A 26,071-nucleotide genomic window follows, 5' to 3' on the forward strand; every position below is an offset into this window, starting at 1 on the left:
CTTCATATACGCATACGAGGCGCACGACAAAGCAAAGTTGTGGCTTGACGCAAGGGTGCATTTGCTGTTTGTATATAAATCAATTCCTCACAAATGAGGAATTCCCGCCATTGGGATGGTGTGGACGTGAGGAGGAGAAATCATGAACAAGCTGCTTTCCGGCGTCTCTGCCGGAGTAATTTTGTTTGCTTGCTCGGTCGCGGCGCAAGCCGCAGACCTGCCCGGCAAATTCGACGGCGTGACGATCGATGCCAAGCTCATCGGTGGCCAGCAATACGAAAAGCTTTATGAGCGCATCGGCGAGTGGGAAAAGGCGACAGGCGCCAAGGTCAATATCCTCTCGAAGAAGAACCATTTCGAACTCGACAAGGAAATCAAGTCAGACATCGCCACCGGTGGCCTCAGCTGGTGCGTCGGTTCAAACCATTCGTCGTTCGCGCCGCAATATCCCGATATCTATACCGACCTGACGCCGCTGATCCCGGCTGAGGAACTTGCAAAATTCGTACCGGCGCTGATTGCCGCCTCGACCCTCGATGGCAAGCTGGTCATGCTGCCACGTGCCCAGTTCGACGTGTCGGCACTCTATTACCAGAAGAGCCTCTATCAGGACGAAGCCAAGAAAACGGCCTTCAAGGCCAAGTACGGCTACGACCTGACCCCGCCGGACACCTGGGCGCAGGTTTCCGACCAGGCCGAATTCTTCTCGTCGCCTCCGACATTCTACGGCACGCAGTTCGCCGGCAAAGAAGAGGCGATCAATGGCCGCTTCTATGAAATGCTGGTGGCCGAAGGCGGTGAATATCTCGACAAGGATGGCCGCCCGGCCTTCAATTCCGACGCTGGCGTCCGCGCACTCGATTGGTTCGTCAAGCTTTACAAGGACAAGGCCGTTCCGGCTGGAACGACCAATTATCTCTGGGACGACCTCGGCCAGGGCTTTGCGTCCGGCTCGATCGCTCTCAATCTCGACTGGCCTGGCTGGGCGAGCTTCTTCAACGATCCGAAATCCTCCAAGGTTGCCGGTAATGTCGGCGTGAAGGTTCAGCCGGCCGGTTCGTCCGGCAAGCGCACCGGCTGGTCGGGTCACCACGGCTTCTCGGTCACGGAATCCTGCGCCAACAAGGAAGCAGCCGCTTCGCTCGTCTGGTGGCTGACCAACGAAGACAGCCAGAAGCTGGAATCGGCGACCGGCCCGCTGCCGACACGCAGCGCCGTCTGGGATTACAACATCAAGGCCGCCGAAGGCGATGCCTACAAGACCGAAGTTCTGCAGGCTTTCCAGGAAGCGGCAAAGCATGCCTTCCCGGTTCCGCAGACAGCCGAATGGATCGAAATCTCCAACTCGGTCTATCCTGAGCTGCAGGCTGCGATCCTTGGCGACAAGACATCGAAGCAGGCTCTCGATAGCGCTGCCGAGAAGGCCACGACCATCCTACAGGATGCCGGCAAGCTTTGATTGAACTGACGCGGCGCCACGGCTTCTGCCGTGGCGCCGCATTTCAATTTCCGGCGCAAATCAAAGGGCGCGACATGAAACTATCCAGATTATCGGCACCAGTGCTGCTGCTGTTTCCAGCGTTCCTGGTTCTTGCGGCTGTTGTCGTCGTGCCGCTGGCGCTCTCCTTCTATTCGAGCTTTACGCCGTTTCGCCTGACCAAGCCGGAATCGCTCTATGTCTTCATCGGCCTGCGCAACTACATCACCGTCATTTCGAGCTGGGATTTCTGGGTCGCCTTCGGCCGCACGGTTCTGTTCCTGACGATTGCGCTCAATGCCGAAATGCTTTTGGGCCTCGGTCTTGCTTTGCTGGTCTCCAAGGCCGTGCGCGGTCAACGGCTGTTGCGCACCCTGATGATGTTTCCGATGATGTTTTCGCCGGTACTCGTCGGCTTCCAGTTCAAATTCCTGTTCAATGACAATATCGGCCTGATCAACAATGCGCTGCAATCGTTGGGGCTGACGGACCAGGCGATCCCGTGGCTGATCAATGGCAATCTGGCTCTGTTTTCGATCACGGTTGCCGAAGTCTGGTCGTCCACCTCGGTCTTTGCCATCCTGATCCTGGCAGGCCTTCTCGCCATGCCGCGCGATCCGATCGAGGCTGCCCACGTCGATGGCTGCACGCCATTGCAGACCTTCCGCTATGTGACCTGGCCCTATCTGATGCCGTTCGCCTTCATCGCCATGACCATCCGCTCGCTCGACGTCGCAAGGGCCTATGACATCGTCAAGATCATGACCGACGGCGGTCCTGCCAAGCGCACCGAGCTCCTGTGGACGCTGGTTGGCCGTACGGCCTATGGCGATGCCCGGATGGGGATGGCCAACGCCATGGCCTATTTCGCCATCGTGCTGTCGATCCTCTTCACCGTCTATTTCTTCCGCAAGCTCGCAGCCGCGCGCCAGCAGATCGGAGCTGAGTGGTAATGGATATCAATTCGTCCCATCGTCTGCGCAAGCGCCTCTATTCGCTCGCCCATATCGTCACCCTGTTCGTGGCGATGCTGATCATCTGCCTGCCCGGTTTCTGGATCATCCTGTCCTCGCTGCGTCCGACCGTGGAGATCATGGCAAAGCCACCGGTCTGGATCCCGCAGGACCTGTCGCTCGATGCTTACCGGTCGATGTTTTCAGGTGCCGGCCAGGGTGGCATTCCGGTCTGGTCCTATTTCCGCAACTCGCTGATTATTTCGATCACATCGACGATCATCGCGCTCGGCATCGGCATGGCCGGTGGCTACGCGTTTGCCCGCTACAAGTTCAAGGGCAAATCGGCGATCTTCCTTGGCTTCATGCTGACCCGCGCTGTGCCCGGTATTGCGCTGTCGCTGCCTTTGTTCATGATCTTTGCCCGCACCGGCATCATCGACACGCATTTTGCGCTCATTCTCACCTATGTCGCGCTGAACGTGCCCTTCACCATCTGGCTGATCGACGGCTTCTTCCGGCAGGTCCCGAAGGATCTGGCCGAAGCTGCCCAGATCGACGGCTGCACCCGTTGGCAGGCTTTCTGGCAGGTGGAATTTCCGCTGGCTGGTCCCGGCATCGCATCAGCCGGCATCTTCGCGTTCCTGATCTCCTGGAACGAATACGCGCTGGCGTCGCAGATCACCCGCTCGGTGAATTCCAAGACGCTGCCGGTCGGCCTGCTCGATTATACCGCCGAATTCACCATCGACTGGCGTGGCATGTGTGCGCTCGCCGTCGTGATGATCATTCCGGCGCTGACACTCACCTTCATCATACAAAAACACCTCGTCTCCGGCCTCACCTTCGGCGCGGTCAAAGGATAATTTCATGGCTCCCGTCAGTCTCAAGAAACTGGTCAAGCGCTACGGCGCGCTGGAAGTGGTGCACGGCATCGACCTGGAAGTGAAGGACCGCGAGTTTATCGCGCTGGTCGGCCCGTCCGGCTGCGGAAAATCGACGACGCTGAGAATGATCGCTGGCCTCGAAGATGTCAGCGGCGGCACGATCGAGATCGGTGATAATGTCGTCAACGACCTGCCGCCGCGTGCGCGCAACATCTCCATGGTGTTCCAGTCCTATGCGCTCTATCCGCATATGACGGTCGGCGAGAACATGGGCTTTTCGCTGAAGATCGCCGGGCGTCCACCGGAAGAAATCAAGGAAAAGGTAGCGGATGCCGCCGCCATCCTCGATCTCACGCATCTGCTCGAACGCCGCCCCTCGCAGCTCTCTGGCGGCCAACGTCAGCGTGTCGCCATGGGCCGGGCGATCGTCCGCCGTCCTGACGTCTTCCTGTTCGACGAGCCGCTGTCCAATCTCGATGCCAAACTGCGCACGCAGGTCCGCACCGAAATCAAGAAGCTGCATGCCCGCATGCAGGCGACGATGATCTACGTGACGCATGACCAAGTCGAGGCGATGACGCTGTCCGACCGTATCGTCATCATGCGCGATGGCCATATCGAGCAGGTCGGCACCCCGGAAGAAGTGTTCAACCGCCCGCTGACCAAGTTTGTTGCCGGTTTCATCGGCTCGCCGCCGATGAACATGGACGACGTGACGGTCGCTGACGGAAAACTGGTCTTCGCCAGCGGCGCCACTTTGCCGATCCCGCCGAAATTCCGCCAGAGCCTGACCTCCGGTCAGAAGCTGACCTTCGGCCTTCGCCCCGACGATTTCTTTCCGGCCGGCCATGGTCTGAACTCCGGTGATGCCGAAGCGGTCGCGGAACTGGAATTGCCGGTTTCGATCACCGAACCACTGGGGAATGAGACACTGGTCTTTGTTGGCTTCAACGGCCGCGATTGGGTATCGCGCATGCTCAATCCGCGCCCCCTGCCCTCCGGCCAGAGCATCAAGATGAGCTTCGATCTCTCGCAAGCGCATCTGTTTGACCTGACCACCGGCAAGAGCCTGGTAGCCTGAGGAATCTGTAATGGCCCGTATTGAAAAAATCGAACTGCGCATGGTCGACCTTCAGCCGAAGGTCAAGCGGACCGACGCGATCCAGAGCTTTGTCAGCCAGGAAACGCCCTTCGTCACCATCACCGATTCCGACGGCGCGGCCGGTACCGGCTACAGCTACACGATCGGCACAGGCGGCTCGTCGGTCATGCGGTTGCTGTCCGACCATCTCGTGCCGCTGCTCATCGGCGCGGATGCCGATTGCATCGAGGCGATCTGGCATAAAATGGAATTTGCTACTCACGCCACGACGATCGGCCCGATCACGGCGCTGGCTATGGCCGCTGTCGATACAGCCCTGTGGGACCTTCGGGCGAAGAAGCAGAACCTGCCACTGTGGAAGCTCGCCGGCGGCGCCCGCGACCGTTGCCCGCTCTACACGACCGAAGGCGGCTGGCTGCATATCGACAAGCAGGATTTGGTCGATGATGCGCTGCAGGCGAAAGCCAAGGGCTTTTCCGGCTCTAAGATCAAGATCGGCCGTCCGCACGGCTCGGAAGATTATGAGCGGCTGTCGGCCGTGCGCGCGGCTGTCGGTCCAGCCTTTGAGATCATGACCGATTGCAATCAGGGCTTTGCGGTCGATGAAGCCATCCGGCGTGCCGGACGCTTGCAGGAACTTGATCTCGCCTGGATCGAGGAACCGCTTCCGGCTGATGATCTCGACGGCCATATCCGGCTGTCGCGCTCGACCACCACGCCGATCGCCGTCGGCGAATCCATGTATTCGATCCGGCATTTCCGCGAGTACATGCAGAAGGGTGCCTGCTCGATCGTCCAGGTCGATGTTGCCCGCATTGGCGGCATCACGCCGTGGCTGAAGGTTGCCCATGCGGCCGAAGCTTTCGACATTCCCGTCTGCCCGCATTTCCTGATGGAACTGCATGTCAGCCTCGTTTGCGCGGTACAGAACGGCAAATATGTCGAGTATATTCCCCAGCTCGATGATCTGACGGACAAGCGCATGGAGATTGTCGACGGCAAGGCGCTGGCGCCATCCGAGCCGGGCATTGGCATTTCCTGGGATTGGGATGCCGTCAAATCGCGCTCGGTTACAGAATTCACCCGCGAATTCCGGGCCTGACGGGAGGCGGTGATGCAGCGCATGAGCATGGTGATCGGGCTGGAACCGACGAAGATCGAAGAATACAAGCGGCTGCACGCGGCCGTCTGGCCGGAAATCCTTGCCCTGATCTCCGAGTGCAACATCACCAACTATTCGATATTCCTGAAGGAGCCGGAAAATCTGTTGTTCGGCTACTGGGAATATACCGGGACAGATTTTGACGCCGATATGGCGAAGATGGCGGCGCATCCGAAAAACCAGGAATGGTGGTCGGTCTGCATGCCCTGCCAGAAGCCGCTTGCCACCCGCAAGGACGGTGAGTGGTGGGCAATGATGGAAGAGGTGTTCCATCATGATTGAGTACTTCGATCCGGCAACGCTGCGGCAATGGTGGCCAAAGCCTGTCGCACCTCACCCCATCGTCATTTTCGGTGCCGGAAGCATTGTCGGCGATGCCCATCTACCCGCCTACAGGAAAGCCGGTTTTCCGGTTGCCGGTCTCTACGATCCCAATGCAGAGAAAGCTCGCGCATTGGCAGAAGCGTGGGGTATCCGCACCTTTGCCCGAGAAGATGACGCGCTCGCAGTCAAAGACGCAATCTTCGATCTCGCAACGCCGCCCGCAACACATGCCGCGATACTGTCGAAATTGCCCGTTGGCGCTGCCGCGCTCATTCAAAAACCGATGGGTTCAGATTTAGAGGCAGCAACGGAAATTCTGGCGATTTGCCGTGCGCGGCAGCTGAAAGCGGCCGTCAATTTCCAGCTGCGCTTCGCGCCAATGATGCTGGCTCTCAAAGATGCCGTCGAACGCGGGTTTATTGGCGAAATCGTCGATTTCGACGCCTGGCTGGCGCTGGCGACACCGTGGGGCTTATGGCCTTTCCTCAAGGGTCTGCCGCGCATCGAGATTGCCATGCACTCCATCCACTACCTGGATTTCATCCGTGGTTTGATTGGCAACCCACTCGGCGTCCACGCCAAGACGATCGGTCATCCGAACCATGATGTTGCCCAGACCCGCACAGCCGCAATCCTTGATTATGGTGACAGGCTGCGCTGCGTTCTCTCCGTCAATCATGACCATGATTTCGGCCGCAAGTTCCAAGCCTGCGAGTTCCGCATTTCTGGTACGAAGGGTGGTGCCTATATCAAACTCGGCGTCAATCTCGATTATCCGCGCGGCGAGCCGGACGAACTCTGGATCCGCCCGGCCGGGGGCGACGAATGGGTTTCCGTGCCGCTGCAAGGTGCATGGTTTCCCGATGCTTTCGCCAATCGCATGGCCAACCTGCAGCGCTTTGCTACCGGCGAAGACGACGTGCTGATCGGCTCCGTCGAGGATGCCTGGCAGACCATGGCGTTGGTCGAAGCCGCCTATCAATCCAGTGCGCAGCCGGCAACGCCGCTGGCGCCCTTACCCGGGACGTAAGCCATGAGCGAACAGACAATCCATTTCGAAGACTATGAGTTGGGCGCTGTCCGGCTGACCACAGGCCGCACGATCACCGAGACCGATTTCGTCGTGCATGCAGGCCATACCGGTGATTTCTTTCCGCATCACATGGATGCCGAATTCGCCAAGACCCTGCCGGGTGGCCAGCGCATCGCCCATGGCACGATGATCTTTTCGATCGGCGTCGGCCTCACCGCGTCGCTGATCAATCCGGTCGCATTTTCCTACGGCTATGATCGGCTGCGGTTTGTCCGTCCGGTCCACATTGGTGATACGATCCGCACGCGCGTGACGATCGCGGCCAAGGATGACGACCCGAAGCGGCCTGCATCCGGCCGCGTCATTGAACGCTGCGAAGTCATCAACCAACGCGACGAAGTCGTGCTCGCCGCCGACCACATTCTGATCGTCGAACGCAAGAAAACCTAAAAGAGGCCAATGACATGACCGCCAATCTGACCGGCAAGAAAGTCCTGATCACTGCTGCAGCGCAAGGCATAGGCCAGGCGTCCGCCCTCGCCTTTGCCAAGGCGGGCGCGATCGTCCATGCCACCGACATCAACGCCGAAGCTCTTGCCGCTCTGGCGAAGCAACCGGGCATCTCCACCCACATTCTCAATGTTCTGGAAGCTGATGCCGTTTCGACATTGATTGCCGAAATCGGCGACATCGATGTACTGTTCAATTGCGCCGGTGTCGTTCACGGCGGCTCTGTTCTGGAGATGAAGGATAGCGACCTTGAGTTCGCCTTCGACCTCAACGTCAAGGCGATGATCCGCACCATCCGCGCCGTGCTTCCGGGCATGCTGGCGCGCGGCGACGGCTCGATCGTCAACATGTCGTCGGTCGCCTCCAGCATCAAGGGCGTGCCCAACCGCTTCGCCTACGGCGTCACCAAGGCTGCCGTGATCGGCCTGACCAAGGCCGTTGCCGCCGATTATGTTGCGCAGGGCATTCGTTGCAATGCCATTTGCCCCGGCACGGTTGAAAGCCCCTCACTGCAGGAGCGCATGCGCTCGCAGGGCGACTATGATACCGCCCGCGCCGCCTTCATCGCCCGCCAGCCGATGGGCCGACTCGGCACACCGGAAGAAATCGCCGACCTCGCAGTCTATCTCGCCGGCGCGACCTACACCACCGGCCAAGCCTATGCCATCGATGGCGGCTGGACGATCTGACGCCTTGAAACAGGAAACACGCTTATGAAACTTCTTCGCTATGGCGCACCCGGCGCCGAAAAGCCGGCAATGCTCGATGCTAACGGCCAGATCCGTGATCTCTCGGGCCACGTCTCCGATATTGGCGGCAAGGATATCGATCCGGCGGCACTTTCGGCACTGGCAAAGCTCGATCCGGTCAGCCTGCCACTGGTCTCTGGCACGCCGCGCATCGGTCCTTGCGTTACCGGTACAGGAAAGTTCATCTGCATCGGCCTCAACTATGCCGACCATGCGGCGGAATCCGGCATGGCAGTTCCGCCGGAACCCGTCGTCTTCATGAAGGCGACGTCGGCTATTGTCGGCCCCAACGATGATCTGCTGATCCCGCGCGGTTCGGAAAAGACCGATTGGGAAGTCGAACTCGGCGTCGTCATCGGCAAGACGGCAAAGTATGTCTCCGAAGCCGACGCCCTCGACTATGTCGCCGGCTATTGCACCGTCCACGACGTTTCCGAACGCGCCTTCCAGATCGAGCGTTCCGGCCAGTGGACCAAGGGTAAATCCTGCGACACGTTCGGCCCGATCGGCCCCTGGCTGGTGACCAAGGACGAGGTCGTCGATCCGCAGGACCTCGGGCTCTGGCTGAAGGTCAACGGTGAGACCGTGCAGAACGGCACGACGAAGACCATGGTCTATGGCGCCGCCTTCCTCGTTTCCTATCTCAGCCAGTTCATGTCGCTGCATCCCGGCGACATCATCTCCACCGGCACGCCGCCCGGCGTTGGTATGGGCATGAAGCCGCCGCGCTACCTGAAGCCTGGTGATGTCGTTGAACTCGGCATCGAGGGTCTGGGAAGCCAGAAGCAAACAACACGGGCAGACATCTGAGGTTTTGGCCGGCGTAGCACCTTGCCACGCCGGCCAATTCGAAATCCCACGACGACAGCCTGCCGCCATATCTTTTCGGAGCAAACCCATGACCCGCATCACCGATCTCCGCGTGTTCGACCTTCGCTTCCCCACCTCGCAAAGCCTTGACGGTTCGGATGCGATGAACCCCGATCCGGATTACTCCGCCGCCTACGTCATTCTCGACACCGACACGGATGGGCTTTCGGGTCACGGCCTGACCTTCACCATCGGCCGCGGCAACGAGATCTGCTGCGCGGCAATCAATGCGATGAAGCACCTGGTCGTCGGGACCGAACTTGCTGACGTCCTCGCTCATCCCGGCAAATACTGGCGGCATCTGACCGGCGACAGCCAGTTGCGCTGGATCGGACCCGACAAGGGCGCCATGCATCTTGCCACCGGCGCCGTCGTAAATGCGGTCTGGGACCTGCTCGCCAAGCAGGCGGGAAAACCTGTCTGGCGTCTCATTGCCGACATGCCGGCCGAAGAGATCGCTGACATCGTCGACTATCGCTATCTGACCGATGTGTTGACCCGCGACGAGGCCGTCGCGATCCTCAAGCGCGCCGAAACCGGCAAGGCAGAGCGCATCGCGACACTCGAGGCCGAAGGTTACGCCTGCTATACGACATCCGCCGGCTGGCTCGGCTATGACGACGAGAAATTGCGCCGCCTTTGCCAGGAAGCGATCGATGCAGGCTTCAACCACGTCAAGATGAAGGTTGGCCGCGATCTTGAGGACGATATCCGCCGCCTGCGCATCGCCCGTGAAGTCATCGGTCCTGATCGTTATCTGATGATTGACGCCAACCAGGTCTGGGAAGTCAATGAGGCCATCGACTGGGTGAACAAGCTGGCATTCGCCAAGCCCTTCTTCATCGAGGAGCCGACCAGCCCCGACGATGTTGCCGGGCATCGCAAGATCCGCGCCGGCATTGGCGCCGTCAAGGTCGCGACCGGCGAGATGTGCCAGAACCGCATCATGTTCAAGCAGTTCATCGCCGAGGGCGCAATCGACATCGTCCAGATCGATTCATGCCGTATGGGCGGATTGAACGAGGTGCTGGCGGTTCTTCTGATTGCAGCCAAATATGACCTGCCGGTCTGGCCGCATGCCGGAGGCGTCGGCCTTTGCGAATATGTCCAGCACCTTTCGATGATCGACTATATCACCGTATCCGGCACCAAGGATGGCCGGGTGATCGAATATGTTGACCACCTGCACGAACATTTTCTGGAGCCCTGCATCATCGAGAATGCAGCCTATATGCCGCCCAAGGCCGCAGGATTCTCGATCGAGATGAAGCCGGCCTCGATTGAGCAGTATCTGTTCAAAGGTTGAGAGGCTGGGGGCGGTTATCCCGCCCCCTCAAACCTTAGCTGCGTTTGCGGATGATGCCGTAAACGATGTGCCGGTTTTCGCCGAATTCCACGCGCGCCTCGACCGAATTACGGTCGGCGCTGGCATTGATGATGTTCCACATTTCCACATCCGAACGCAGCAATAGCGCCCAGTTCATGAAGGTTTCCATATAGCCGTCGTCATCGACGTCGCGCGAGAAATTCGCGAACAGAAACACGCCGTTCGGCTTCAGCATATCCAGGCAGGTCTGCGTCAGCTTGATCGCCACCTTGTCGGCGAGATAGTCATAGAGACCTGCCGCATAGATGAAGTCGAACTTGCCAAGCTTGTGCGATTTCGTCAGCAGGCCGCGAACGGAGCCGTCGATCGCCTCGACGCATGTGCCGTTGAAGTCACGGACCATCGAACCAACACTAAGCGGGTCCTGGTCCAGGGCCACCCAACGCTTGATCCGCTTTTCCCGCAGAGCGACGGAGTTATCGGCCTCGCGAAGATGGCCAGCTGCCACCGTCAGGATTTCGGTCTCTGGACCTTTTTCTGTTGCGATTTCATCCACATAGCGCGTTAGGAGATCGCGCCGTTCGCGCACGGCAACTGGCGAAGGGGACTGGCTGGTATAGCCATAGAGTTCCTTGCCCAGCGGCGACGCCTTGGCGATTTCGTCCGCAACGCTCGGGTGCCCATAGATGAAATCGATCAGCTGCGCATCACCGGAATAGCCACGGGGCTTCACGAAGGACCAGCGCGTGAAGGGATCCTGATGGAAGAAATCCGCGACCGGATGATTCTGAACGATCGGGATCAATTCCTGCCAGACATTGTGATGATATCGGCGGCGCGTTTCGTGAAGTACGCCGATCAGACGATGGATGATCAACGCCGGATTTTGATCCTCCTGGATCTGTTGCTGCGCAATTTTCAGCGCAAGCGCAACCTCTACGCGGCCAGTGGCCAGTTGCTCATAGTGAAGTTCGTTTTGGGAGGAGGATAGTTCAGAGGTTATCGCCGCAGGGGTGATTAGGCTTTCGCCGTCAAAAGCTATCTTGATTTGGGTCACTCGAGCCTCGTGCGTTAATAGATCATTAACATTATGGGGAAAAACGAGTGCAGTGCCAATCGAAATTGCACGTATCCGCATGGCATGGTTAACGCGCTCGCGTATCAGTTGGGTTTACCGCACCGACCCGCTAACCTTCGGCAAATTCAGGAAAACTTAATGTACGTCCAATATTGTGCCGAAAAGTGCTGCCTTTTCTTGCTGGGCTGCCTCGCTGCCCTGCGCGTGCATATGCATCGGGTGGTGGCAGTACCGATAAGGGCAGTTCAAGGGTGGAAGGATGCGACGCAACCCCATGGAACGTGCATGAAGCACACGCTGGCCGATGTAGTGGAGATTGATCTCAATGCTGAGCCGCCGAGACCGGCATCGGCGGAGCTTCGCACACTCTACCGTGAAGAAGGCCAGAGCACGCGGCGCCACGATACCCGGCAGGGAATGTGGATCGCGATTGCGGTCTACCTGCTGTTTTCCATTACCGACATCCTGCTCGTTCCAGACGTTGCCAAATACGTAATCGCATCCCGTTTCGTCATCGGGACGATTGCTTTCTTCCTGCTGGAAGCCGAGGTCCGCTGGAATGCCAGCGCAGATATCATTGATACGACCTGTGCAACCGGCCTTGTCGTTGCCTATGCCGGTTGGCTGTATCCGTCGCTCATGACCGCGGACACCATCAGCATTTCCTACTACATGGTCTTCGGCGCGATCTTCATGATGAGCGTCAATCTGTTCTTCAGCTTCCAGTTCCGCCTTTCTCTGATCGCATCGGCAGTCATTCTTCTTATTTTCCTGGCCGCATTGCAGTCATTTCCGGTGGTAGATCCTTCCTATAAGCTCGCATTCGGCACATTTTGCATCTCCTGCTTCGTCTTCACCTCCTACGTCAACTGGAAGCTGAACAGAGAACGCTACAAGGTCTTCCTGAACGCCCTTGAGGCAAAGGTTCAGCAAAAGGAGGCGTCCGAACGAGGCGATGCCTTACTTAGACTGTCGAATACCGACCCGCTGACCGGACTGGAAAACCGCCGTGCCATCGATCAACGGCTGAGGGACTACTGGAGCGGCTGGCAGAAATACGGCACCAGTTTTGCGGCAATCCTCATCGATGTCGATTTCTTCAAGAAGTACAATGACTGCTATGGCCATCAGGAAGGCGATCGTTGCCTCATCCTGGTTGCCGATGCCCTTGCCGATTCGATCAAGCAGCATAACGGCTCGATCGGGCGCTATGGCGGCGAGGAGTTCATTGTGCTCGCGCGTGTGGAAACGCTGGAGCAGGTTTCAGAACTGGCGGAAAACATCTGCCGGACCGTCGAAAACATGGGTCTGCTGCACCAGCAGCGCCGCGATGGCATGTCGATCGTCACGGTCAGTGTCGGGGCTGCGTTTACGCGAAGCCAGGCCGGCACGAAGCTCGAAAAGATCATCCATGAGGCCGACCGCGCCCTGTACGGTGCCAAAGCGAGCGGCCGCAACTGCGCCAAGCTGTTCGACCCCAATGATCCCCATAGCAGTGATGAAAGCGAAAATATCGCGGCTCTCTTGAAAATTGCCACCAGCCAGAACCTCGTATCGTTGGTCTATCAACCGATCCGCAATGTCTCGTCCGGCCGCGTTGAAGCCGTCGAGGCTCTTATGCGCCTGACGATGCTTGACGGAACCGCGGTTTCTCCCGGCCTGTTTATCCCGATAGCGGAGCGGACGGGGGCCATCCTGAACCTTGGATATTGGGCGATCCGGACAGTCTGCGCCGAACTGCTGATCGACAATCACGTTCGTGTCGTCAGCGTCAACGTGTCGCCTATTCAGCTGAAGACACCGGGTTTTGCCACATCCGTCGCTGCGATCCTTGGCGAGACCGGCGTTGCCGGCGGGCGGCTCGCCTTTGAGATCACCGAAGGTCTCGAAATGGAAATGAATTCGGACATCCTGCGCTGCATCAGTGATTTGAAGATGCTGGGCATTCGAATTTGGCTTGATGATTTCGGCACAGGCTTTGCCGGCCTTTCCTGGCTTCGCCTGATCGATTTCGACACCGTCAAGATCGACCGTTCGTTTCTGCACGACAGCAGCACTCCGAGAGGTAAGGCCATGCTGCAGGATATTATCGGGTTGGTTCGCAATCGGGGACATAAAATTCTGGTCGAAGGCGTCGAAACGGATGAGCAGCTTGAGCTTATGCGCGAATTCCGCATCGACCAGGTCCAGGGGTTTCATGTCGGGCGCCCAGCCCCTCCTGAGGATTTCCATTCGCCACCTCCTATAGACGATCAAGCGCCCCGTCTGCGCAGGCCGGCTTAGACAGCAACGCCACCGCCGACAGTCAAATAACACGACTTTGCCTACCCAGCCTTCCGGTCTCCGGGAGCATTTGCCCGCATCAGCGCCATCAACATCGGACCCAGCGAAAACTCGCCCTTTTCAGCTTTGCCTGTTAGATTCCGAAGATAGCCTCCTGCCGAATTGATCAGGCCACCCCGCTCCAGAATGCACGCCATGACCGCCGCTGCGTTTTCAGGGCCAAGAATTTCGCAAGCCTGCTGATAGGCGCTCGGACTGACGCCGAGCATGGATCTCACGACCACAGCGGCGTTCATGAGATCACGCCAGCTGGAAATGCCCCCGCCCGGCCCGTACATGATGATTTCCGGGCATGCCGTCAGCACCATGTTCAGCGGGAATGCCTTTATCGGCTCGCGCGGCTGTTGCCGATGATTTATTGAATTTTCACCCTGCTTTTTTCTGATAGCAGGTTCAGATTCAGAAATAGAGTCGGGATTTGAATTCTGTATGTGCCGCTCATTCTGTAAGGCATTGCCGCTTATTTTCTGTCTATTAATTCGCATTTCCAGCTGGTTAGCCGTTTCGTCCCTCAATGCCCCAAGTTGCTCCAGCGCCACGGTCAGTTCCACGGCCGTCGGTTTGCGTGGGAGTACTGTCAGGAGGGCTCTGTAATGTACATGGGTGGTCATCCAATCGCCCGGGACGCCCTCTTCCAGAGCAGTCTCAATCAATTTCGATACGTCACGGCTGCAGATGGTCAATCGCTCACGTAGCCGCTGGATATGAAGCCGCTCGGCAACAACCTCGTCAGCGAGACGCTCGATGTCGTCTGCCCGCGCCAGTAGCGGTGCCAGTGAAAAGCCAAAAGCCTCGTCGATCGCCCCTGCCCGGTCACGACGTGCATAGCGCTTGCCATTGGCACTGTCCTTGCGCGACAGAAGTCCCGCCTCGATGAGAACCGCCAGATGCCGGCGCAGTGTTTGCTCGGCCATTCCATGCGCACGCAGCGAGAGCTGCGTGTTGGACGGGAACACGACCAGGCCGTTGTTCGCCGACAGCTCATTCTTCGGGTAAAAGCTCAAAAGAGCATTCATAACGGCCAAAGCACGGTCTGTTACGCCGAGGCGCGATTTTGCCTCGCACAAAGCACGATAGAGTTTCCATTTGTCGGCCGACTTTTCCGGCTCCAATTCCTGGCCTAAAACTTGATTTGCCACCATGGCAAGCGTCATCGGCCGCCGCCCAAAGGGCGTCGTCACACTTCCAACCTGCATTTTCTTCACCTTGTAACAGGCAAAAGAAATCTGCTCACCAAAACGATGCCAAAGACTCTTGACTATGATTCGTGAAAATGTGATTCTCTAGCTGCGAAACTTCAGAGAAGGGCTTCCACGACGGAAACGTTTGGGGGCCTTTTTCTTTTGCGGTTCAGTCTCCTGTTCCTGTTGTCTCTTTCGATTGTACGAAATCTGCATAAAGCGCGGAGAGCTTACCTTCGACATAAGCGCCGAAATCAGGCTCTACCGTCTTGTCGAACACGAGTTTCAATGCGTCGCCCGTTTCGGATATTCTCACGGCCTTCCGCTGCGTGCCGGCATTCCAGAAAGCGCTTCGTGCCTTATCCTTGCTCTCTCGCAGCCGGTCGTAGACCGCCTGGAAACGCGCATCGGATGTCAGGTCGCCAAAGCCAGGAGCGAGAAGCGATTCGAGGGCTTTTTCTCTCCGGCTTTTGTCTTCGATCAGATCGGCAAGCTCGGCCCAGCGTGTTCGGCCAAAACCGGGAGCGGCACCGATCGCCTCGATCAGTTCAGCCGGAAGCCGGTTCACAAGCGCGATCATGCGTGAAAGGGCTGCTTTATCGACCCCCAGTGCAGACATGATCACATCGCGGCTGAAGTTTCGTTCCTCCAGGCGTGAAGCAAAGAAAGACCGCTCGATAAATGTCAGGTCTGTGCGGGCGTTGTTTTCCTGCCCCTGGCTGACGACCAGCTGTTCGTCCGTCAGGTCGCGGATAACGGCGCGGATGGGGCCGCCGATAGTCTTGACGGCGGCAAGCCGCCGGTGGCCATAGGCAACTTGAAAGCGCCCTTCCCTCTCTGGATGCGGACGGACAAGAATTGGGACTTGTTGCCCGTGTTCACGAATCTGCGAAATCAGAAGCTCCTGATCCTCGGAACTGACTCCGAGCCGGTCGACAACGAATGAACTGTCCACCACTGAAGTGTCCAGTTCAACGATCGCCTGTCCTTGGGCAAGCTGCTTCTCCAGCGCATCGACGCGCTGCGCCTTCTCATGAACGCCTCCGAGCGACTGGGATATCGCCCCGACGGGGCTTGCGCGTTTCAACGGCTTTTCAAAGCCTGCGAGCGGACGGGAATTTGTGAACGCCGGCTCATTCTCCACGGCCGAGGTCACATCCGATTCGATCAGGTTGAAAACGTTCTTACGGGCCATGAATTACTTCCTTCCCCATGTCCGCTTGATGAGATCCTCTATTTCCGTATTCACGGCAGTGAGGGATTCGAGCGCACGGTCATATGTGCCTCGCGTGAACTGGTTCCTGTCCACTTCGTATAGCGTTTGCTTGGTCAGCCCCGCATCCGAAATGGCCGTCGACTTGACCATCGAATTTTCCAGAACCCGGTTTCCGAAGATGGAGCGCATGAACCCAGACATCTGAGATTGCGGTCCGTCGTTCGGCTCATAACGCGTCACAAGATATCGCATCCAGTCGTAGTCCATCGAGCCACCGGCTTCTTCGACAACCGACAAAAGGTCACCGGTCATATGCAGGAACTGGCTCATCGACATGACATCCAGCATCTGCGGGTGCACAGTAATGAGAACCGCCGTGGCTGCGCAGAGCGCCGATAGCGTCAGGAATCCGAGCTGCGGCGGGCAATCGATCACCACGATGTCATAGGCGCTTTCGATCTCGGCAAGGCATTCCCCAATGCGGGCAAAGAACATGGAGTCTGTCTTGTGCCGGCCGGCAAGAGCCTTGGGTGTTTCATGCTCGAACTCCATCAGTTCCAGATTGCCCGGAATGATGTGGAGATTGGGCGTATAGGTCGCCCGGACTATATCTGTTACGTCCCGCCTCGCACCGTCGTAGCGTATGGCGCCGTACAGCGTCTCGTTCTCTCCGACGTCGAATTCAGGCTGATGACCGAACAGTGCCGATAGTGACGCCTGCGGATCAAGGTCAATCGCGAGAACCCGATAGCCACGCAGAGCAAGAAATTGCGCCAAATGCGCCGACGTGGTGGTTTTGCCGGAGCCACCCTTGAAGTTCATCACCGAGATGACCTGGAGCTTTTCGCCGTCACGGCGATGGCGGACATATTTGCGAGGCCCCTTCCCTCCATCATCAAGAAGATGGCGAAGGTTCTCGATATCCTGAACCGAATATTGACGGCGGCCATTCGCCAGCGGTTCGGGACCATGTCCATCCGCAACGATCTGGCGAAGATAGCCCTGGTGAATACCGATGAAATCGGCGGCTTCGGCAGGCGTGAATTGGCGAATGCTTTTTTGAGCAGTAGGCGGGAATGTTCGCTGCTGGTGTGCCTGCAGCTGGCGCGACAATTCCTCGGCGTCGGACGAGATCAGAGAGCGCAGGCTCTCACCATTTTTATTGCCTGCGATGTTCAACATATTGTCCCCGACTCAATCCGCGCTTATTTTTTAATAAGCGCTCAAAATGCGCTGATCTCATTAGGCCCGATTCTATCCGGCGTGGCAAAGTCTTTTTCGTTAACAGGAGATTAACCAACAGCATCACGACTCGGGACATTTTTCGTTGTACATGTACAACTCGCCGCCACGCGATAGCTGGTTGGCTCGAACCGCGAGTTTCCCCCGGAATATGCACTGGCCTGTCGCCTGCCCTCCCTCTCCTTCAATTGTCCAAAAACCACGATTCCCCGATTGGCCCGCGCCCTCCGGCCGATGGTCCCATAGTCCTCAGCCATGCCCACCAGACGCTGTTGACGGCGGCACTCGGCATACGAATTTGATGGCTCGTTTTCGCCCGGAATATAACCAAAGATGACGGGCCGGGTGTGTTGTACATGTACAACTTCTGCAAAATCGGAAGGAGAGTTTCCCGGCTTCATCCGCCGCTTACTCTACCGCAGAAGGTGACTTTAAATGACAGTGGATAAAACGTCTGACCAGAGACAGTTCGCCATTCCGAATTTCGCGTGCAGGCCATCAAGTAAGGATAGCGCGCCGAATGCTAGTCTTCACGGAACGCCGTCACCCTACGGGAATCGTCCTTTCTGATCCCAGCTGCTAAATGAAGAATCCGGGCTTGTAGCGCCAGAGGTTCATTCGCACTTGTCATCCTGCACATCACAACGCGATCCGCTCGACGCCTTGAAGCGCGGTTGACTTGCAGTCAATCTTGCGACGCCGAAGCCAGTAACACAGTTGGAGCCCATCGGTGGTGAAGTTGGTCGGCCAGCTTCGCACCTTGCTTGCGACAACCGGCAAGCCGCCGGTCCTCCTCCTCCTCGCGCTTCGTCAGGAGATGTCTGCGTCGCAATTCGAGCAAGAGAATCTGCCCCAATCAGACTTGCTCTCCGGGCCTTCCGTGACGTCGCAACAGCCGTTCAAAAGCCAGTAGCTGTCGTCAGGTTGTCCTCAACCGGTCACGGCGGCGCCGATGCTTGCGGGTCATTTCGACAGAGGCCCGGCCGAGTTATTTTTGTACCGGGCGCTCATCGAGCTCAGCCGAGGAAATAAGTCCGGCACGCAACGAGTGGCCGGAGAATTTGAGTGCCCGCTCGCCCTCCGCAAGATCTCCGCGGACACCGGCAGCCAGCGCCGTGCGTTTGACCAGGCGGGCAACTTCCTGATCATTCAACCGGTCAGCACCCACGGCTTTGCCTTGACCGGTTACGCGCCGGAAAAGAGGGCCGTGCGCGATGCGCGACAGGGTCAGCCACGTACCGAGCGCGGCGACCGGGCAGGCGGCGTCAGACGAGCCGCGGCCGATCTCAACTTCACGCCAACCGGTTTTCCCCCGCAAAGTGACAATCAGCCCCTTGTCGAGAATCTCGATCCAGCCACGGCCGTCCTCCGTCTGGTTCTTCCCGACATCCAGCCCGACAATTTCCGAGCGGCGAAGGCCGCCAGCGAAACCGATCAGCAGCATCGCCCGGTCCCGCAACCCGCGGAGCGTTCCCCGGTCGAGCGTCTCAAGCATGGCGCTGATGTCTTCCGGCGTCACCGCTTCCTTCTGCATCGGCGGCCGTGCATTGCTGTTGCGGATGCCAGCCATTACCCCCGCAATATGCTGGTCCTTGCGGTCGAGCGATTGACCGCGCTGGGCGTAATTCCAGGTCAAGGAGGAAAGCCGGCGCTCGATCGTCGAAGCCGAGTTTGGCTTTCTATTCCCACCAACAGTACCGGAGGCACAAGCGGAGAGGTATAGCCCGACATTCTGCGGCTCCGGGGGAACGGAAGAGAGTGACTGGCGCCGGCACCAGGCGGAAAAATGCTTCCAATCACTCGCATAGGCACGCCGCGTATTGGCGGAGCCGGTAGCCTCGACGCCACCGTGGACATGGACGCCAGGACCATCGAGACGGGCAGGACGAGAAGCAGGCCGTTGAGCCGGGGTCTCGTCGATGCGCCCATCGAGAGGAGCGTTGGAGCCAGCCTCGGGAGCGGCAGTCCCGTTTTCGTCAGCGGTCATATCAACACCATCAAGCGAGATCCCACGGATTGACGACCAATAGGCCGACGCCGGTAAAGTCAGCGCCGTTGCGCGTAACGACAACAAGATCATGAACGATCGCAGTGGCTGCGATCAACCCGTCCATGTCACTCCACGGCCGAAGGGCGGCAAGCCGACCCCATTCGACAGCCACCTGATCGGTGACCGGGAGTATCTGCGCCGTATGGTCATGCCGGAGTTTGCGCAACCATTCAGCGAGATGCGCTGCAGTTCTCCGATCCGTCGCCTGCTTCTGGGCGATGCCGCGCATGATTTCGCCAATCGTAACCACGCTGATGTAGATGGCGGCCGAATCCTGCGCGCGCAACCAGGCAACCGCTTCTGGCGCACCGCGGATCGCCTCGGAGATAACGCTCGTATCGACCAGATACATCAGAACACCGGGCTCCGGCTGGGCGACCGTTCGCGGGCCGAAATACTGTCGGCAGAAGAGTCGTCCCATGGTGGTGCTGCAAGAAGATCATCGACAAGCGTCGGTCGCCCAGCTTTCAGTGCATCATAATCTCTGGCCGACAGCACGATTGCAGCCCGCTCGCCACGTAAGGTCACAATCTGCGGACCCTCGAATTTCGCTTTCTGAACCACTTTTGAGAATTGGTTCTTCGCATCCTGTAACTGCCATTCCATGTTCCGCTCCAATCTAGCCTGTCTAGCTAGATACCGGTGTAAAATGCTGAAAACAAGGCGGTTTGAGTCAAAACAATCCGCCGCCCGCTCAATAACCCCCGCATGCTGGGGGAGGGGAGGGCCCGGGGACCGATCGGCGTATTTACGATATGGCTACGGTTGCCGAGAGATAATGATCAGTCGCAAGCAATCGCTCTTGCTTCCGAGAAATTTGAGGCGGTCCAAACCAAACAAACGGCAAACTAATATTATCAGTCGTTTTCGTTTAGAAGGCTCCTGTGCGGTTTTGACATTTACTCTGGTTAAAACCGCCCCTCTCGAATAAGCTTCGCCTATGGATTCGAGATCAGTCCCCACGCTTTCTACAACGATTCCCCTGCCGGTCATACCTGGGTGGGTCAAATCTCGCGGGGAGCCGAATGATGCCGATGTGGCGTTCATGGCGGGAGCGGCCCTGAGTTCATTGGACCAGTTGGTGCGCTCGGAGCCAGCCTGGTCCGGCGCCTGGCGCCAGCGCCTCGGGTTGAGATGTGCGGTTACGGCAGTACGGTTGACGGGGCGGACGGAAGATGAGCCCGCGCTACGTGATGCCGTTTTGTTGCGCGCGCCGGGTGGCGATGCAGGGCCGGCCGGCAATATTTTCCTGGCCTATAAAAGATTGTCGGCGCATAGCACCCAGAATTGTGAACTGGTCGACGAAAAAACATTGCGGGACATCGCCGATCTCCTCGCACTGAAATGGGACGATAGGCTAGCGGAGTTCTCCCAGCTCACCGGCGACTTGGCCCAGGACGGGCGGGCCGCACCTTTTGTCGTGGCTGAACTGGTAACGACGGTATGGCGTCTTCGTCCGGACGCGGAAATTCTTGGCTGGTGGCTGGCGGACTGGGTTTTGGCGAAAAAGCTCAACTGGCAAAGGCCTGTTCCGCTGCTGATGGCGCAGCGCTACGAACCAGCCTTCAGGATGACCGGGGGGAGGGGACGCATAAGGCCCGATGAGGAGGCGTTTGCCCGATCCGTCTGCCTCGCTCTCGTTCAAGGCGCACGTGAGGCGATCCGCCAGGCGGTGGAGATCAACCGCCGTGCCGAGCAATTCCTAGCCGTGGCACCCAAAGTGCGGACCAAGGGCGCAGAAACCGTCCTGCAGCAATTGCTCGATGAGGATGCGCTGTCGGCCTCCGCGACCAACGGCAATCTTTCCCGCTGGGCTAGCCGCCGGTTGTTTGAGCGTCTTGAAATGCTCGGCGGTGTACGGGAACTGTCAGGGCGCTCCACCTTTCGCATTTACGGCTTATGACCATGTCTGGACAGGATATTGCCAAAACCGGAGGGCGCAAACGGAAAGCAGCAGGTCAAGACATCGCACTGTTCGATCGCGAACTGGTATCCCTGTCACCGGCGCTCCGCTGGCGCGAATGGATGAACCGTATAGAAGCGGTGATCTTTGCTTCGGCCACCCCTGTCGATCGTGCGACCCTTGCCCGGATTGTTGGTCAAGAATGCAATATCGACCTGATCATCGACGACATCCGCGAGGAATTGCGCGGCCGGCCGTTTGACTTGGTTTCTGTCGCGGGCGGTTGGCACCACAGGACAAAAGCCGCCTATGCGCCGGCGATCCGGGCAGCAGGTGCGGCCACGCAGCCGATGGCAGGATTCAGCCAGCAAGAGGCGATTATTCTGATTGCGATCGGTTACTATCAGCCAGTGACGCGCGGTGAGTTGTCGGCCATGTTCGGCAAGGAAGTCAGCCGGGACACGATTGCCGGCCTGCGCCAGGCAAAGCTCATCACCTCCGGCCCACGTAGCCCAACGCCGGGTGCACCCTATACCTACGTCACAACACCTGCGTTCCTGTCGACATTCGGTTTCGACACCCTGCGTGATCTGCCGGATATCGAAATGCTCGAGGACAGCGGCTTGCTCAATCGGAAAAGAGTGGCTGATGATGCAGATATGATGGGAACGAAGATCACCGAAGACGATGAGGATGATTAACCTCGCGCCGGCTCTTTCCATCGGGGGCAAAACCGGTTCACAATCGACAACCGGTCGGCGGACGGCCTCATCGCAAACAGCGCCTGCCCGGTGATCGCGAACGAATAATGCAGCACAATTTTGAAAGAGCGCCCGTGAACCCCATTCGTTTTTTGAGTTTGCTGGCGGGTTGTATGGCCCTGATACCAAATATTGCACAGGCAAACTGGCAGGCCGTCGAAAACGTGCAGCCCTATTCCGTTGCCGGCAAGACCGGCGCCGAATTGTACGCCTCCATTGGTGAACGTGGCCCAAAAATCGGAACTGCCGGCCGGGCCATGGCCGTCACCAATTTCAAACTGACCTGGACCCGGAAATATGAGCCGCGTGGCACTGCTTGTGTTCTGGCTGTCGCACGGCCCAAGCTGATCATAACCTATGTCTTGCCAAAACCGGCGGAACGCTTGCCGGCCCCGGTTGCGAAAAGATGGGACACCTTCATTTCGGGGGTACGCCAGCATGAACTTGTGCACGGCGATCTCATCAAGGATATGGTAAAGAAGATTGAAGCCGTTTCCGTGGGTCTTTCAGTCGCCGATGACCCAAAGTGCCAGAAGATCCGCACGGAATTGACCGCTCGTCTTGGTGAACTCTCACGGGCCCAGCGGCAACAGAGCCGGGACTTCGACCGGGCCGAACTCAGCAACGGCGGCAATATCCATCAGCTCGTCCTTGCTCTGGTCAATGGGCAATAGGTAGCCTGCAAAGGCGCCGCAGCCATATTCCTCCGTCGTTTGAAAGCGCGGCACTTCTCAGCCATGCCAGATGACTGCCCCTGTCGAACGCACTCCTCGGCATGCCGTGGCACGTCTTCACAATTCAAGGGCACCGCGGGCCTGGTTATGAATAATTTTCCTTGTTTAGAGCCATTGCACATGAAGGATCATGAAAATGAATTTCATAAAACCAGTGATTTTGCGGATTTCGATTGACGGGTTTGAAAATCTGCCTCAATCTGAGAAAATAAATTACGATAAAAATCGGGGAATACCAGAAGAATGAAAGTTGGCATCATCGGACTCGGATTCCGTCTGGGCTATCTGGGTTATGTTTTCAAAGCCATGGACGAGCGCTTCGAGATCGCGGGTTACGTCGATCCGAGCCCCGCCGGTTTGCCGGGCCTTGTGGAAAACGGCGTCTCCGCCGGCACCGCCTACGCAACGCCTGAAGAGCTGATTGCCAACGAGAAGCTCGATCTCCTGATGATCGGCTCGCCCAATCATTTGCATCTCGATCACATTCGCATTGGCCTTGAGGCCGGGCTGAAGGTTTTCAGCGAAAAGCCGGTCGTCACGACAGTCGAAGAGAGCATCGAACTGGCCCGGCTGATGGCGAAATTCGGCCATGAGCGGCTGATGGTTGGCCTGGTGCTGCGTTATGCGCCGATGTACCGGGACCTGCGCGCCGCCCAGGCTGCCGGAACGCTTGGCCAGATCGTTTCGATCGAGGCTTCCGAGCATATCGAACCCTATCATGGCGCGTTCTTCATGCGCGACTGGCGCCGTTATGAGCGCTATTCCGGCAGTTTCATGCTGGAAAAATGCTGCCACGATCTCGACCTCTACAATGGCATTGTTGGCGCGCGGCCCGAGCGGGTGGCAAGCTTCGGTGGTCGCAAGAGCTTTATTCCGGCGAACGACCCGGCCCGGGAAGGCATCAACGATCTCGAACTCTTCCATCGCAAGCCAAGCGGCTGGATGGGCTCCGACAAGGTGTTCGACAGCGACGGCGATATCATCGATTACCAGGTGGCGATCGTCGAATATGCCAATGGCGTCGGCATGAATTTCCATACCAACCTGAATGTTCCCGACCAGTTCCGCCGTTTCTGCATCATGGGGTCCCGCGGCATGGCCGAGGGCGATTTCATCCGCGGCTATTTCGATGTCCACGAGATGCTGACCGGCAAGAAGGTCGTCGAGAACAAATATGCAGCGACAGCACTGTCGCAGCACTACGGCGCCGACGAGCAGATGGCCACCGACATTATCGGCCATGTCCGCGATGGCCGGCCGCTCCCCGTCTCGACGCTCGACGCGCTGGAAGCGGGCATTCTTGCACTGTCGATGGACGAGGCGCGCCGCAAACGCACCGTCGTTGATCTGCGGCCGATCTGGGATCGCTTTGACGAGGCGCTCCACTCCCGTGCGGCGTAAGGAGAGCGCAAAATGAATGTTCAGCGCAGCACCCTCATCTTCGCCTGGATGCTTTTGCTGCCAGCCGTTCTCTATGTTGTCGTGATCGTCGCCTATCCGCTTCTGGATACATTCATCCTGTCATTCACCGACGCATCATTGAAAAAGACGACCAACTGGGTCGGCTGGGTCAATTACGAGAAGATCTTCAACACCACCTTTGCCGAGGTCATCATCCGCACCTTCGTGTGGACCTTCTTCTCGGTCGCCATCAAGATGATCATCGGCGTCTTCGGGGCCTGCATGCTGAACGCGGCGGTCCCCGGCCGGGCGCTGTTTCGCGTGCTGACCATGCCGCCATGGATCGTGCCGATGGCGATTGGCATCTTCATGTGGGGCTGGATGTATAACGGCCAGTTCGGGATGATTTCCGGCGTCTTGCAGAACTGGGGCATCATCGACGGTCCGATTGCCTTCCTCGCCCACGGTTCGACCGCATTCTGGGCGACGATCATCACCGACGTCTGGATCGGCGTGCCATTGGTGACGCTCTATATGCTCGCAGCCATGCAGGCTGTGCCGCAGGATCTCTATGAGGCCGCGTGGACCGACGGGGCGGGGCGGTTCTATCGCTTCCGCCGCATCACCCTGCCGCTGCTCATCCCATCGCTGATCACCATGTCGATGCTGTCGCTGATCGCCACGTTCAACTCGTTCGACATCATCTGGATCCTGACGCAGGGTGGGCCGAATGGTGAAACGACGACGATGATCATCGACACCTACCGCACGGCGATCGGTTCGAAGAAATACGGCGAAGGTGCTGCCCGCGCGGTGCTGATCTGCATCTTCCTGTCGATTTTCTGCCTGGCCTATTTCCGGGTCACAAGCCGGCTTTCCGCGGGAGAATCCAACCGATGAGCACGCAACCCGCCATGATCAACCGCTACCGCTGGTACGAGCTCGTCAGCATCTATGCCGGTATCTTCCTGTTCCTGACGTTCATCCTGGCGCCGTTCATCGAAGGGTTTCTGGTATCGCTGAAGCCGCTCGGCCTTCTGTTTTCCTCGCCCTACAAGTTCTGGCCGGAAAACGGCTCCTTTGCCGCCTACCGGACAATGTGGATAAGCGTTCCCGGGTTTGCCCGCTATATTTTCAACTCGTTCTTCATCTCGATCATCGTTACTGCGATCGTCCTCGTCCTGGTCGTACCGGCGTCCTATGCGTTTGCCCGGTTCACGTTTCGCGGCAGCGGGCTTCTGCTCGGCGCGTTTCTTGCGGTTAACATGTTTTCGGGTGCCGTCCTGCTCATTCCGCTGTTCCGGCTGATGCGGACATTCGGCGTGCTGAACACCTATTTCGCCATGATCGTTCCGGGAGTCGCCTTCCTGATCCCTTCAGCGATCTGGCTGCTGCGCACCTATATGATGCGCATTCCGCGCGAGCTGGACGAGGCGGCCTTCGTCGATGGTGCCAGCCATTTCTACACGCTTCGCCGGGTCATCCTCCCCATCGCCATGCCCGGCATCACCGTCGTAGCGATCACGACCTTCATCGGATCCTACGCTCAGCAATTCATCTTCGCGCTGACCTTCAACTCGAAGACCGAATACATGCCGTTGCCGGTTGGGCTGTTTGCCTATTTCGGCCGGCAGGAAGTGATCTGGAACGAGTTGATGGCGGCGAGCTTCGTCGGCATCACCCCGGCCATCATCGTGATCTTCTTCCTCCAGCGCTATCTCGTCAGCGGGCTGACCGCTGGCGCGGTGAAACAATAAAAGCAGTCAAC

24 protein-coding genes and 1 pseudogene are annotated in these 26,071 nt (G+C 58.2%); 18 read left to right on the top strand and 7 right to left on the bottom strand.

The features are described 5' to 3' along the window. Window positions 1-142 precede the first annotated feature (142 nt). The 11 genes from ASD36_RS24150 to ASD36_RS24200 all read left to right on the top strand — a co-directional run bounded on the left by ASD36_RS24150 (window position 143) and on the right by ASD36_RS24200 (window position 10,373). Complete coding sequence (locus ASD36_RS24150) at window positions 143-1,459, top strand: sugar ABC transporter substrate-binding protein (RefSeq protein ID WP_060502293.1); 1,317 nt, start codon at window positions 143-145, stop codon at window positions 1,457-1,459. A 74-nt stretch (window positions 1,460-1,533) separates the two neighbouring features. Then, complete coding sequence (locus ASD36_RS24155) at window positions 1,534-2,430, top strand: sugar ABC transporter permease (RefSeq protein WP_037110178.1); 897 nt, start codon at window positions 1,534-1,536, stop codon at window positions 2,428-2,430. Then, window positions 2,430-3,296, top strand: coding sequence for a carbohydrate ABC transporter permease (locus ASD36_RS24160; RefSeq protein WP_037110175.1), 867 nt, complete (start codon window positions 2,430-2,432; stop codon window positions 3,294-3,296). Before ASD36_RS24155 ends, ASD36_RS24160 begins: the two co-directional genes overlap by 1 nt. Window positions 3,297-3,300: 4 nt before the next feature. Beyond that, the gene (gene ugpC, locus ASD36_RS24165; RefSeq protein WP_060502294.1) at window positions 3,301-4,398 is read left to right on the top strand and encodes a sn-glycerol-3-phosphate ABC transporter ATP-binding protein UgpC; all 1,098 of its coding nucleotides are present in this window, start codon (window positions 3,301-3,303) and stop codon (window positions 4,396-4,398) included. 10 nt (window positions 4,399-4,408) lie between these two features. Beyond that, window positions 4,409-5,521: a mandelate racemase/muconate lactonizing enzyme family protein gene (locus ASD36_RS24170; RefSeq protein ID WP_060502295.1), complete on the top strand. Its 1,113-nt coding sequence runs from the start codon at window positions 4,409-4,411 to the stop codon at window positions 5,519-5,521. Between the two features lie 12 nt (window positions 5,522-5,533). Continuing rightward, on the top strand, window positions 5,534-5,863 hold the full coding sequence (locus tag ASD36_RS24175; protein ID WP_060502296.1) for an L-rhamnose mutarotase: 330 nt from the start codon (window positions 5,534-5,536) through the stop codon (window positions 5,861-5,863). Next, a complete protein-coding gene (locus ASD36_RS24180) occupies window positions 5,856-6,935 on the top strand; it encodes a Gfo/Idh/MocA family oxidoreductase (RefSeq protein WP_060502297.1) in 1,080 nt (359 codons plus the stop codon). The genes ASD36_RS24175 and ASD36_RS24180 overlap by 8 nt, the downstream gene beginning before the upstream one ends. A 3-nt stretch (window positions 6,936-6,938) precedes the next feature. Continuing rightward, entirely contained in the window at window positions 6,939-7,388 is a 450-nt protein-coding gene (locus ASD36_RS24185) for a MaoC/PaaZ C-terminal domain-containing protein (RefSeq protein WP_060502298.1), read from the top strand. A gap of 14 nt (window positions 7,389-7,402) precedes the next feature. Then, window positions 7,403-8,137, top strand: a complete 735-nt coding sequence (locus tag ASD36_RS24190) for an SDR family oxidoreductase (protein WP_060502299.1) — start codon at window positions 7,403-7,405, stop codon at window positions 8,135-8,137. Window positions 8,138-8,161: 24 nt separating this feature from the next. Next, a complete protein-coding gene (locus ASD36_RS24195) occupies window positions 8,162-9,007 on the top strand; it encodes a fumarylacetoacetate hydrolase family protein (RefSeq protein WP_060502300.1) in 846 nt (281 codons plus the stop codon). 88 nt (window positions 9,008-9,095) lie between these two features. Beyond that, the gene (locus ASD36_RS24200; RefSeq protein ID WP_060502301.1) at window positions 9,096-10,373 is read left to right on the top strand and encodes an L-fuconate dehydratase; all 1,278 of its coding nucleotides are present in this window, start codon (window positions 9,096-9,098) and stop codon (window positions 10,371-10,373) included. Window positions 10,374-10,407: 34 nt separating this feature from the next. Here ASD36_RS24200 and ASD36_RS24205 read toward each other — a convergent pair whose 3' ends face one another. Then, window positions 10,408-11,451 (bottom strand): class I SAM-dependent methyltransferase, encoded by a 1,044-nt coding sequence (locus ASD36_RS24205; RefSeq protein ID WP_060502302.1) that lies wholly within the window; start codon window positions 11,449-11,451, stop codon window positions 10,408-10,410. A gap of 306 nt (window positions 11,452-11,757) precedes the next feature. Here ASD36_RS24205 and ASD36_RS24210 point away from each other — a divergent pair, with 306 nt between their 5' ends. After that, window positions 11,758-13,755 (top strand): EAL domain-containing protein, encoded by a 1,998-nt coding sequence (locus tag ASD36_RS24210; RefSeq protein WP_060502303.1) that lies wholly within the window; start codon window positions 11,758-11,760, stop codon window positions 13,753-13,755. A 41-nt stretch (window positions 13,756-13,796) separates the two neighbouring features. Here the strand turns inward: ASD36_RS24210 and repC are convergent, their stop codons facing one another. From repC to ASD36_RS24245, 6 genes and pseudogenes are all read right to left on the bottom strand, one after another. Beyond that, a complete protein-coding gene (repC, locus tag ASD36_RS24215) occupies window positions 13,797-15,011 on the bottom strand; it encodes a plasmid replication protein RepC (protein WP_060502304.1) in 1,215 nt (404 codons plus the stop codon). A gap of 154 nt (window positions 15,012-15,165) precedes the next feature. Further along, a complete protein-coding gene (gene repB, locus ASD36_RS24220) occupies window positions 15,166-16,191 on the bottom strand; it encodes a plasmid partitioning protein RepB (RefSeq protein ID WP_060502305.1) in 1,026 nt (341 codons plus the stop codon). 3 nt (window positions 16,192-16,194) lie between these two features. Then, the gene (gene repA, locus ASD36_RS24225; protein WP_060502306.1) at window positions 16,195-17,394 is read right to left on the bottom strand and encodes a plasmid partitioning protein RepA; all 1,200 of its coding nucleotides are present in this window, start codon (window positions 17,392-17,394) and stop codon (window positions 16,195-16,197) included. 959 nt (window positions 17,395-18,353) lie between these two features. Next, a pseudogene (locus ASD36_RS24235) lies at window positions 18,354-19,441 on the bottom strand (tyrosine-type recombinase/integrase). 10 nt (window positions 19,442-19,451) lie between these two features. Further along, entirely contained in the window at window positions 19,452-19,856 is a 405-nt protein-coding gene (locus ASD36_RS24240; protein WP_060502308.1) for a type II toxin-antitoxin system VapC family toxin, read from the bottom strand. Beyond that, the gene (locus ASD36_RS24245; RefSeq protein WP_060502309.1) at window positions 19,856-20,110 is read right to left on the bottom strand and encodes a type II toxin-antitoxin system Phd/YefM family antitoxin; all 255 of its coding nucleotides are present in this window, start codon (window positions 20,108-20,110) and stop codon (window positions 19,856-19,858) included. Before ASD36_RS24245 ends, ASD36_RS24240 begins: the two co-directional genes overlap by 1 nt. Window positions 20,111-20,444: 334 nt before the next feature. On the opposite strand from ASD36_RS24245, the gene ASD36_RS24250 reads away from it, so the two are divergent. The 6 genes from ASD36_RS24250 (at window position 20,445) to ASD36_RS24275 (ending at window position 26,060) form a co-directional block, all read left to right on the top strand. Beyond that, window positions 20,445-21,407 (top strand): DUF1403 family protein, encoded by a 963-nt coding sequence (locus ASD36_RS24250; RefSeq protein ID WP_060502310.1) that lies wholly within the window; start codon window positions 20,445-20,447, stop codon window positions 21,405-21,407. A 2-nt stretch (window positions 21,408-21,409) separates the two neighbouring features. Next, window positions 21,410-22,108 (top strand): SMC-Scp complex subunit ScpB, encoded by a 699-nt coding sequence (locus ASD36_RS24255; protein WP_112834661.1) that lies wholly within the window; start codon window positions 21,410-21,412, stop codon window positions 22,106-22,108. Between the two features lie 107 nt (window positions 22,109-22,215). After that, window positions 22,216-22,842 (top strand): DUF922 domain-containing protein, encoded by a 627-nt coding sequence (locus ASD36_RS24260; protein WP_082511975.1) that lies wholly within the window; start codon window positions 22,216-22,218, stop codon window positions 22,840-22,842. Window positions 22,843-23,145: 303 nt separating this feature from the next. Then, window positions 23,146-24,303: a Gfo/Idh/MocA family oxidoreductase gene (locus ASD36_RS24265; protein WP_060502313.1), complete on the top strand. Its 1,158-nt coding sequence runs from the start codon at window positions 23,146-23,148 to the stop codon at window positions 24,301-24,303. 12 nt (window positions 24,304-24,315) lie between these two features. After that, on the top strand, window positions 24,316-25,203 hold the full coding sequence (locus ASD36_RS24270) for a sugar ABC transporter permease (RefSeq protein WP_060502314.1): 888 nt from the start codon (window positions 24,316-24,318) through the stop codon (window positions 25,201-25,203). Continuing rightward, window positions 25,200-26,060, top strand: a complete 861-nt coding sequence (locus tag ASD36_RS24275; RefSeq protein WP_060502315.1) for a carbohydrate ABC transporter permease — start codon at window positions 25,200-25,202, stop codon at window positions 26,058-26,060. Before ASD36_RS24270 ends, ASD36_RS24275 begins: the two co-directional genes overlap by 4 nt. The last annotated feature ends 11 nt before the right edge of the window (window positions 26,061-26,071 follow it).

Origin of the sequence: Rhizobium sp. Root1334 (genome assembly GCF_001426665.1) — a bacterium.
Lineage (GTDB): Bacteria > Pseudomonadota > Alphaproteobacteria > Rhizobiales > Rhizobiaceae > Pararhizobium.

What these genes read in the sequence shown, in the direction of transcription:
- ASD36_RS24150 (WP_060502293.1), top strand. Translation starts at nt 143, where the DNA reads ATGAACAAGCTGCTTTCCGGCGTCTCTGCCGGAGTAATTTTGTTTGCT.
- ASD36_RS24155 (WP_037110178.1), top strand. Translation starts at nt 1,534, where the DNA reads ATGAAACTATCCAGATTATCGGCACCAGTGCTGCTGCTGTTTCCAGCG.
- ASD36_RS24160 (WP_037110175.1), top strand. Translation starts at nt 2,430, where the DNA reads ATGGATATCAATTCGTCCCATCGTCTGCGCAAGCGCCTCTATTCGCTC.
- ugpC (WP_060502294.1), top strand. Translation starts at nt 3,301, where the DNA reads ATGGCTCCCGTCAGTCTCAAGAAACTGGTCAAGCGCTACGGCGCGCTG.
- ASD36_RS24170 (WP_060502295.1), top strand. Translation starts at nt 4,409, where the DNA reads ATGGCCCGTATTGAAAAAATCGAACTGCGCATGGTCGACCTTCAGCCG.
- ASD36_RS24175 (WP_060502296.1), top strand. Translation starts at nt 5,534, where the DNA reads ATGCAGCGCATGAGCATGGTGATCGGGCTGGAACCGACGAAGATCGAA.
- ASD36_RS24180 (WP_060502297.1), top strand. Translation starts at nt 5,856, where the DNA reads ATGATTGAGTACTTCGATCCGGCAACGCTGCGGCAATGGTGGCCAAAG.
- ASD36_RS24185 (WP_060502298.1), top strand. Translation starts at nt 6,939, where the DNA reads ATGAGCGAACAGACAATCCATTTCGAAGACTATGAGTTGGGCGCTGTC.
- ASD36_RS24190 (WP_060502299.1), top strand. Translation starts at nt 7,403, where the DNA reads ATGACCGCCAATCTGACCGGCAAGAAAGTCCTGATCACTGCTGCAGCG.
- ASD36_RS24195 (WP_060502300.1), top strand. Translation starts at nt 8,162, where the DNA reads ATGAAACTTCTTCGCTATGGCGCACCCGGCGCCGAAAAGCCGGCAATG.
- ASD36_RS24200 (WP_060502301.1), top strand. Translation starts at nt 9,096, where the DNA reads ATGACCCGCATCACCGATCTCCGCGTGTTCGACCTTCGCTTCCCCACC.
- ASD36_RS24210 (WP_060502303.1), top strand. Translation starts at nt 11,758, where the DNA reads ATGAAGCACACGCTGGCCGATGTAGTGGAGATTGATCTCAATGCTGAG.
- repC (WP_060502304.1), bottom strand. Translation starts at nt 15,011, where the DNA reads ATGCAGGTTGGAAGTGTGACGACGCCCTTTGGGCGGCGGCCGATGACG.
- repB (WP_060502305.1), bottom strand. Translation starts at nt 16,191, where the DNA reads ATGGCCCGTAAGAACGTTTTCAACCTGATCGAATCGGATGTGACCTCG.
- repA (WP_060502306.1), bottom strand. Translation starts at nt 17,394, where the DNA reads ATGTTGAACATCGCAGGCAATAAAAATGGTGAGAGCCTGCGCTCTCTG.
- ASD36_RS24240 (WP_060502308.1), bottom strand. Translation starts at nt 19,856, where the DNA reads ATGTATCTGGTCGATACGAGCGTTATCTCCGAGGCGATCCGCGGTGCG.
- ASD36_RS24245 (WP_060502309.1), bottom strand. Translation starts at nt 20,110, where the DNA reads ATGGAATGGCAGTTACAGGATGCGAAGAACCAATTCTCAAAAGTGGTT.
- ASD36_RS24250 (WP_060502310.1), top strand. Translation starts at nt 20,445, where the DNA reads ATGGATTCGAGATCAGTCCCCACGCTTTCTACAACGATTCCCCTGCCG.
- ASD36_RS24255 (WP_112834661.1), top strand. Translation starts at nt 21,410, where the DNA reads ATGTCTGGACAGGATATTGCCAAAACCGGAGGGCGCAAACGGAAAGCA.
- ASD36_RS24260 (WP_082511975.1), top strand. Translation starts at nt 22,216, where the DNA reads ATGCAGCACAATTTTGAAAGAGCGCCCGTGAACCCCATTCGTTTTTTG.
- ASD36_RS24265 (WP_060502313.1), top strand. Translation starts at nt 23,146, where the DNA reads ATGAAAGTTGGCATCATCGGACTCGGATTCCGTCTGGGCTATCTGGGT.
- ASD36_RS24270 (WP_060502314.1), top strand. Translation starts at nt 24,316, where the DNA reads ATGAATGTTCAGCGCAGCACCCTCATCTTCGCCTGGATGCTTTTGCTG.
- ASD36_RS24275 (WP_060502315.1), top strand. Translation starts at nt 25,200, where the DNA reads ATGAGCACGCAACCCGCCATGATCAACCGCTACCGCTGGTACGAGCTC.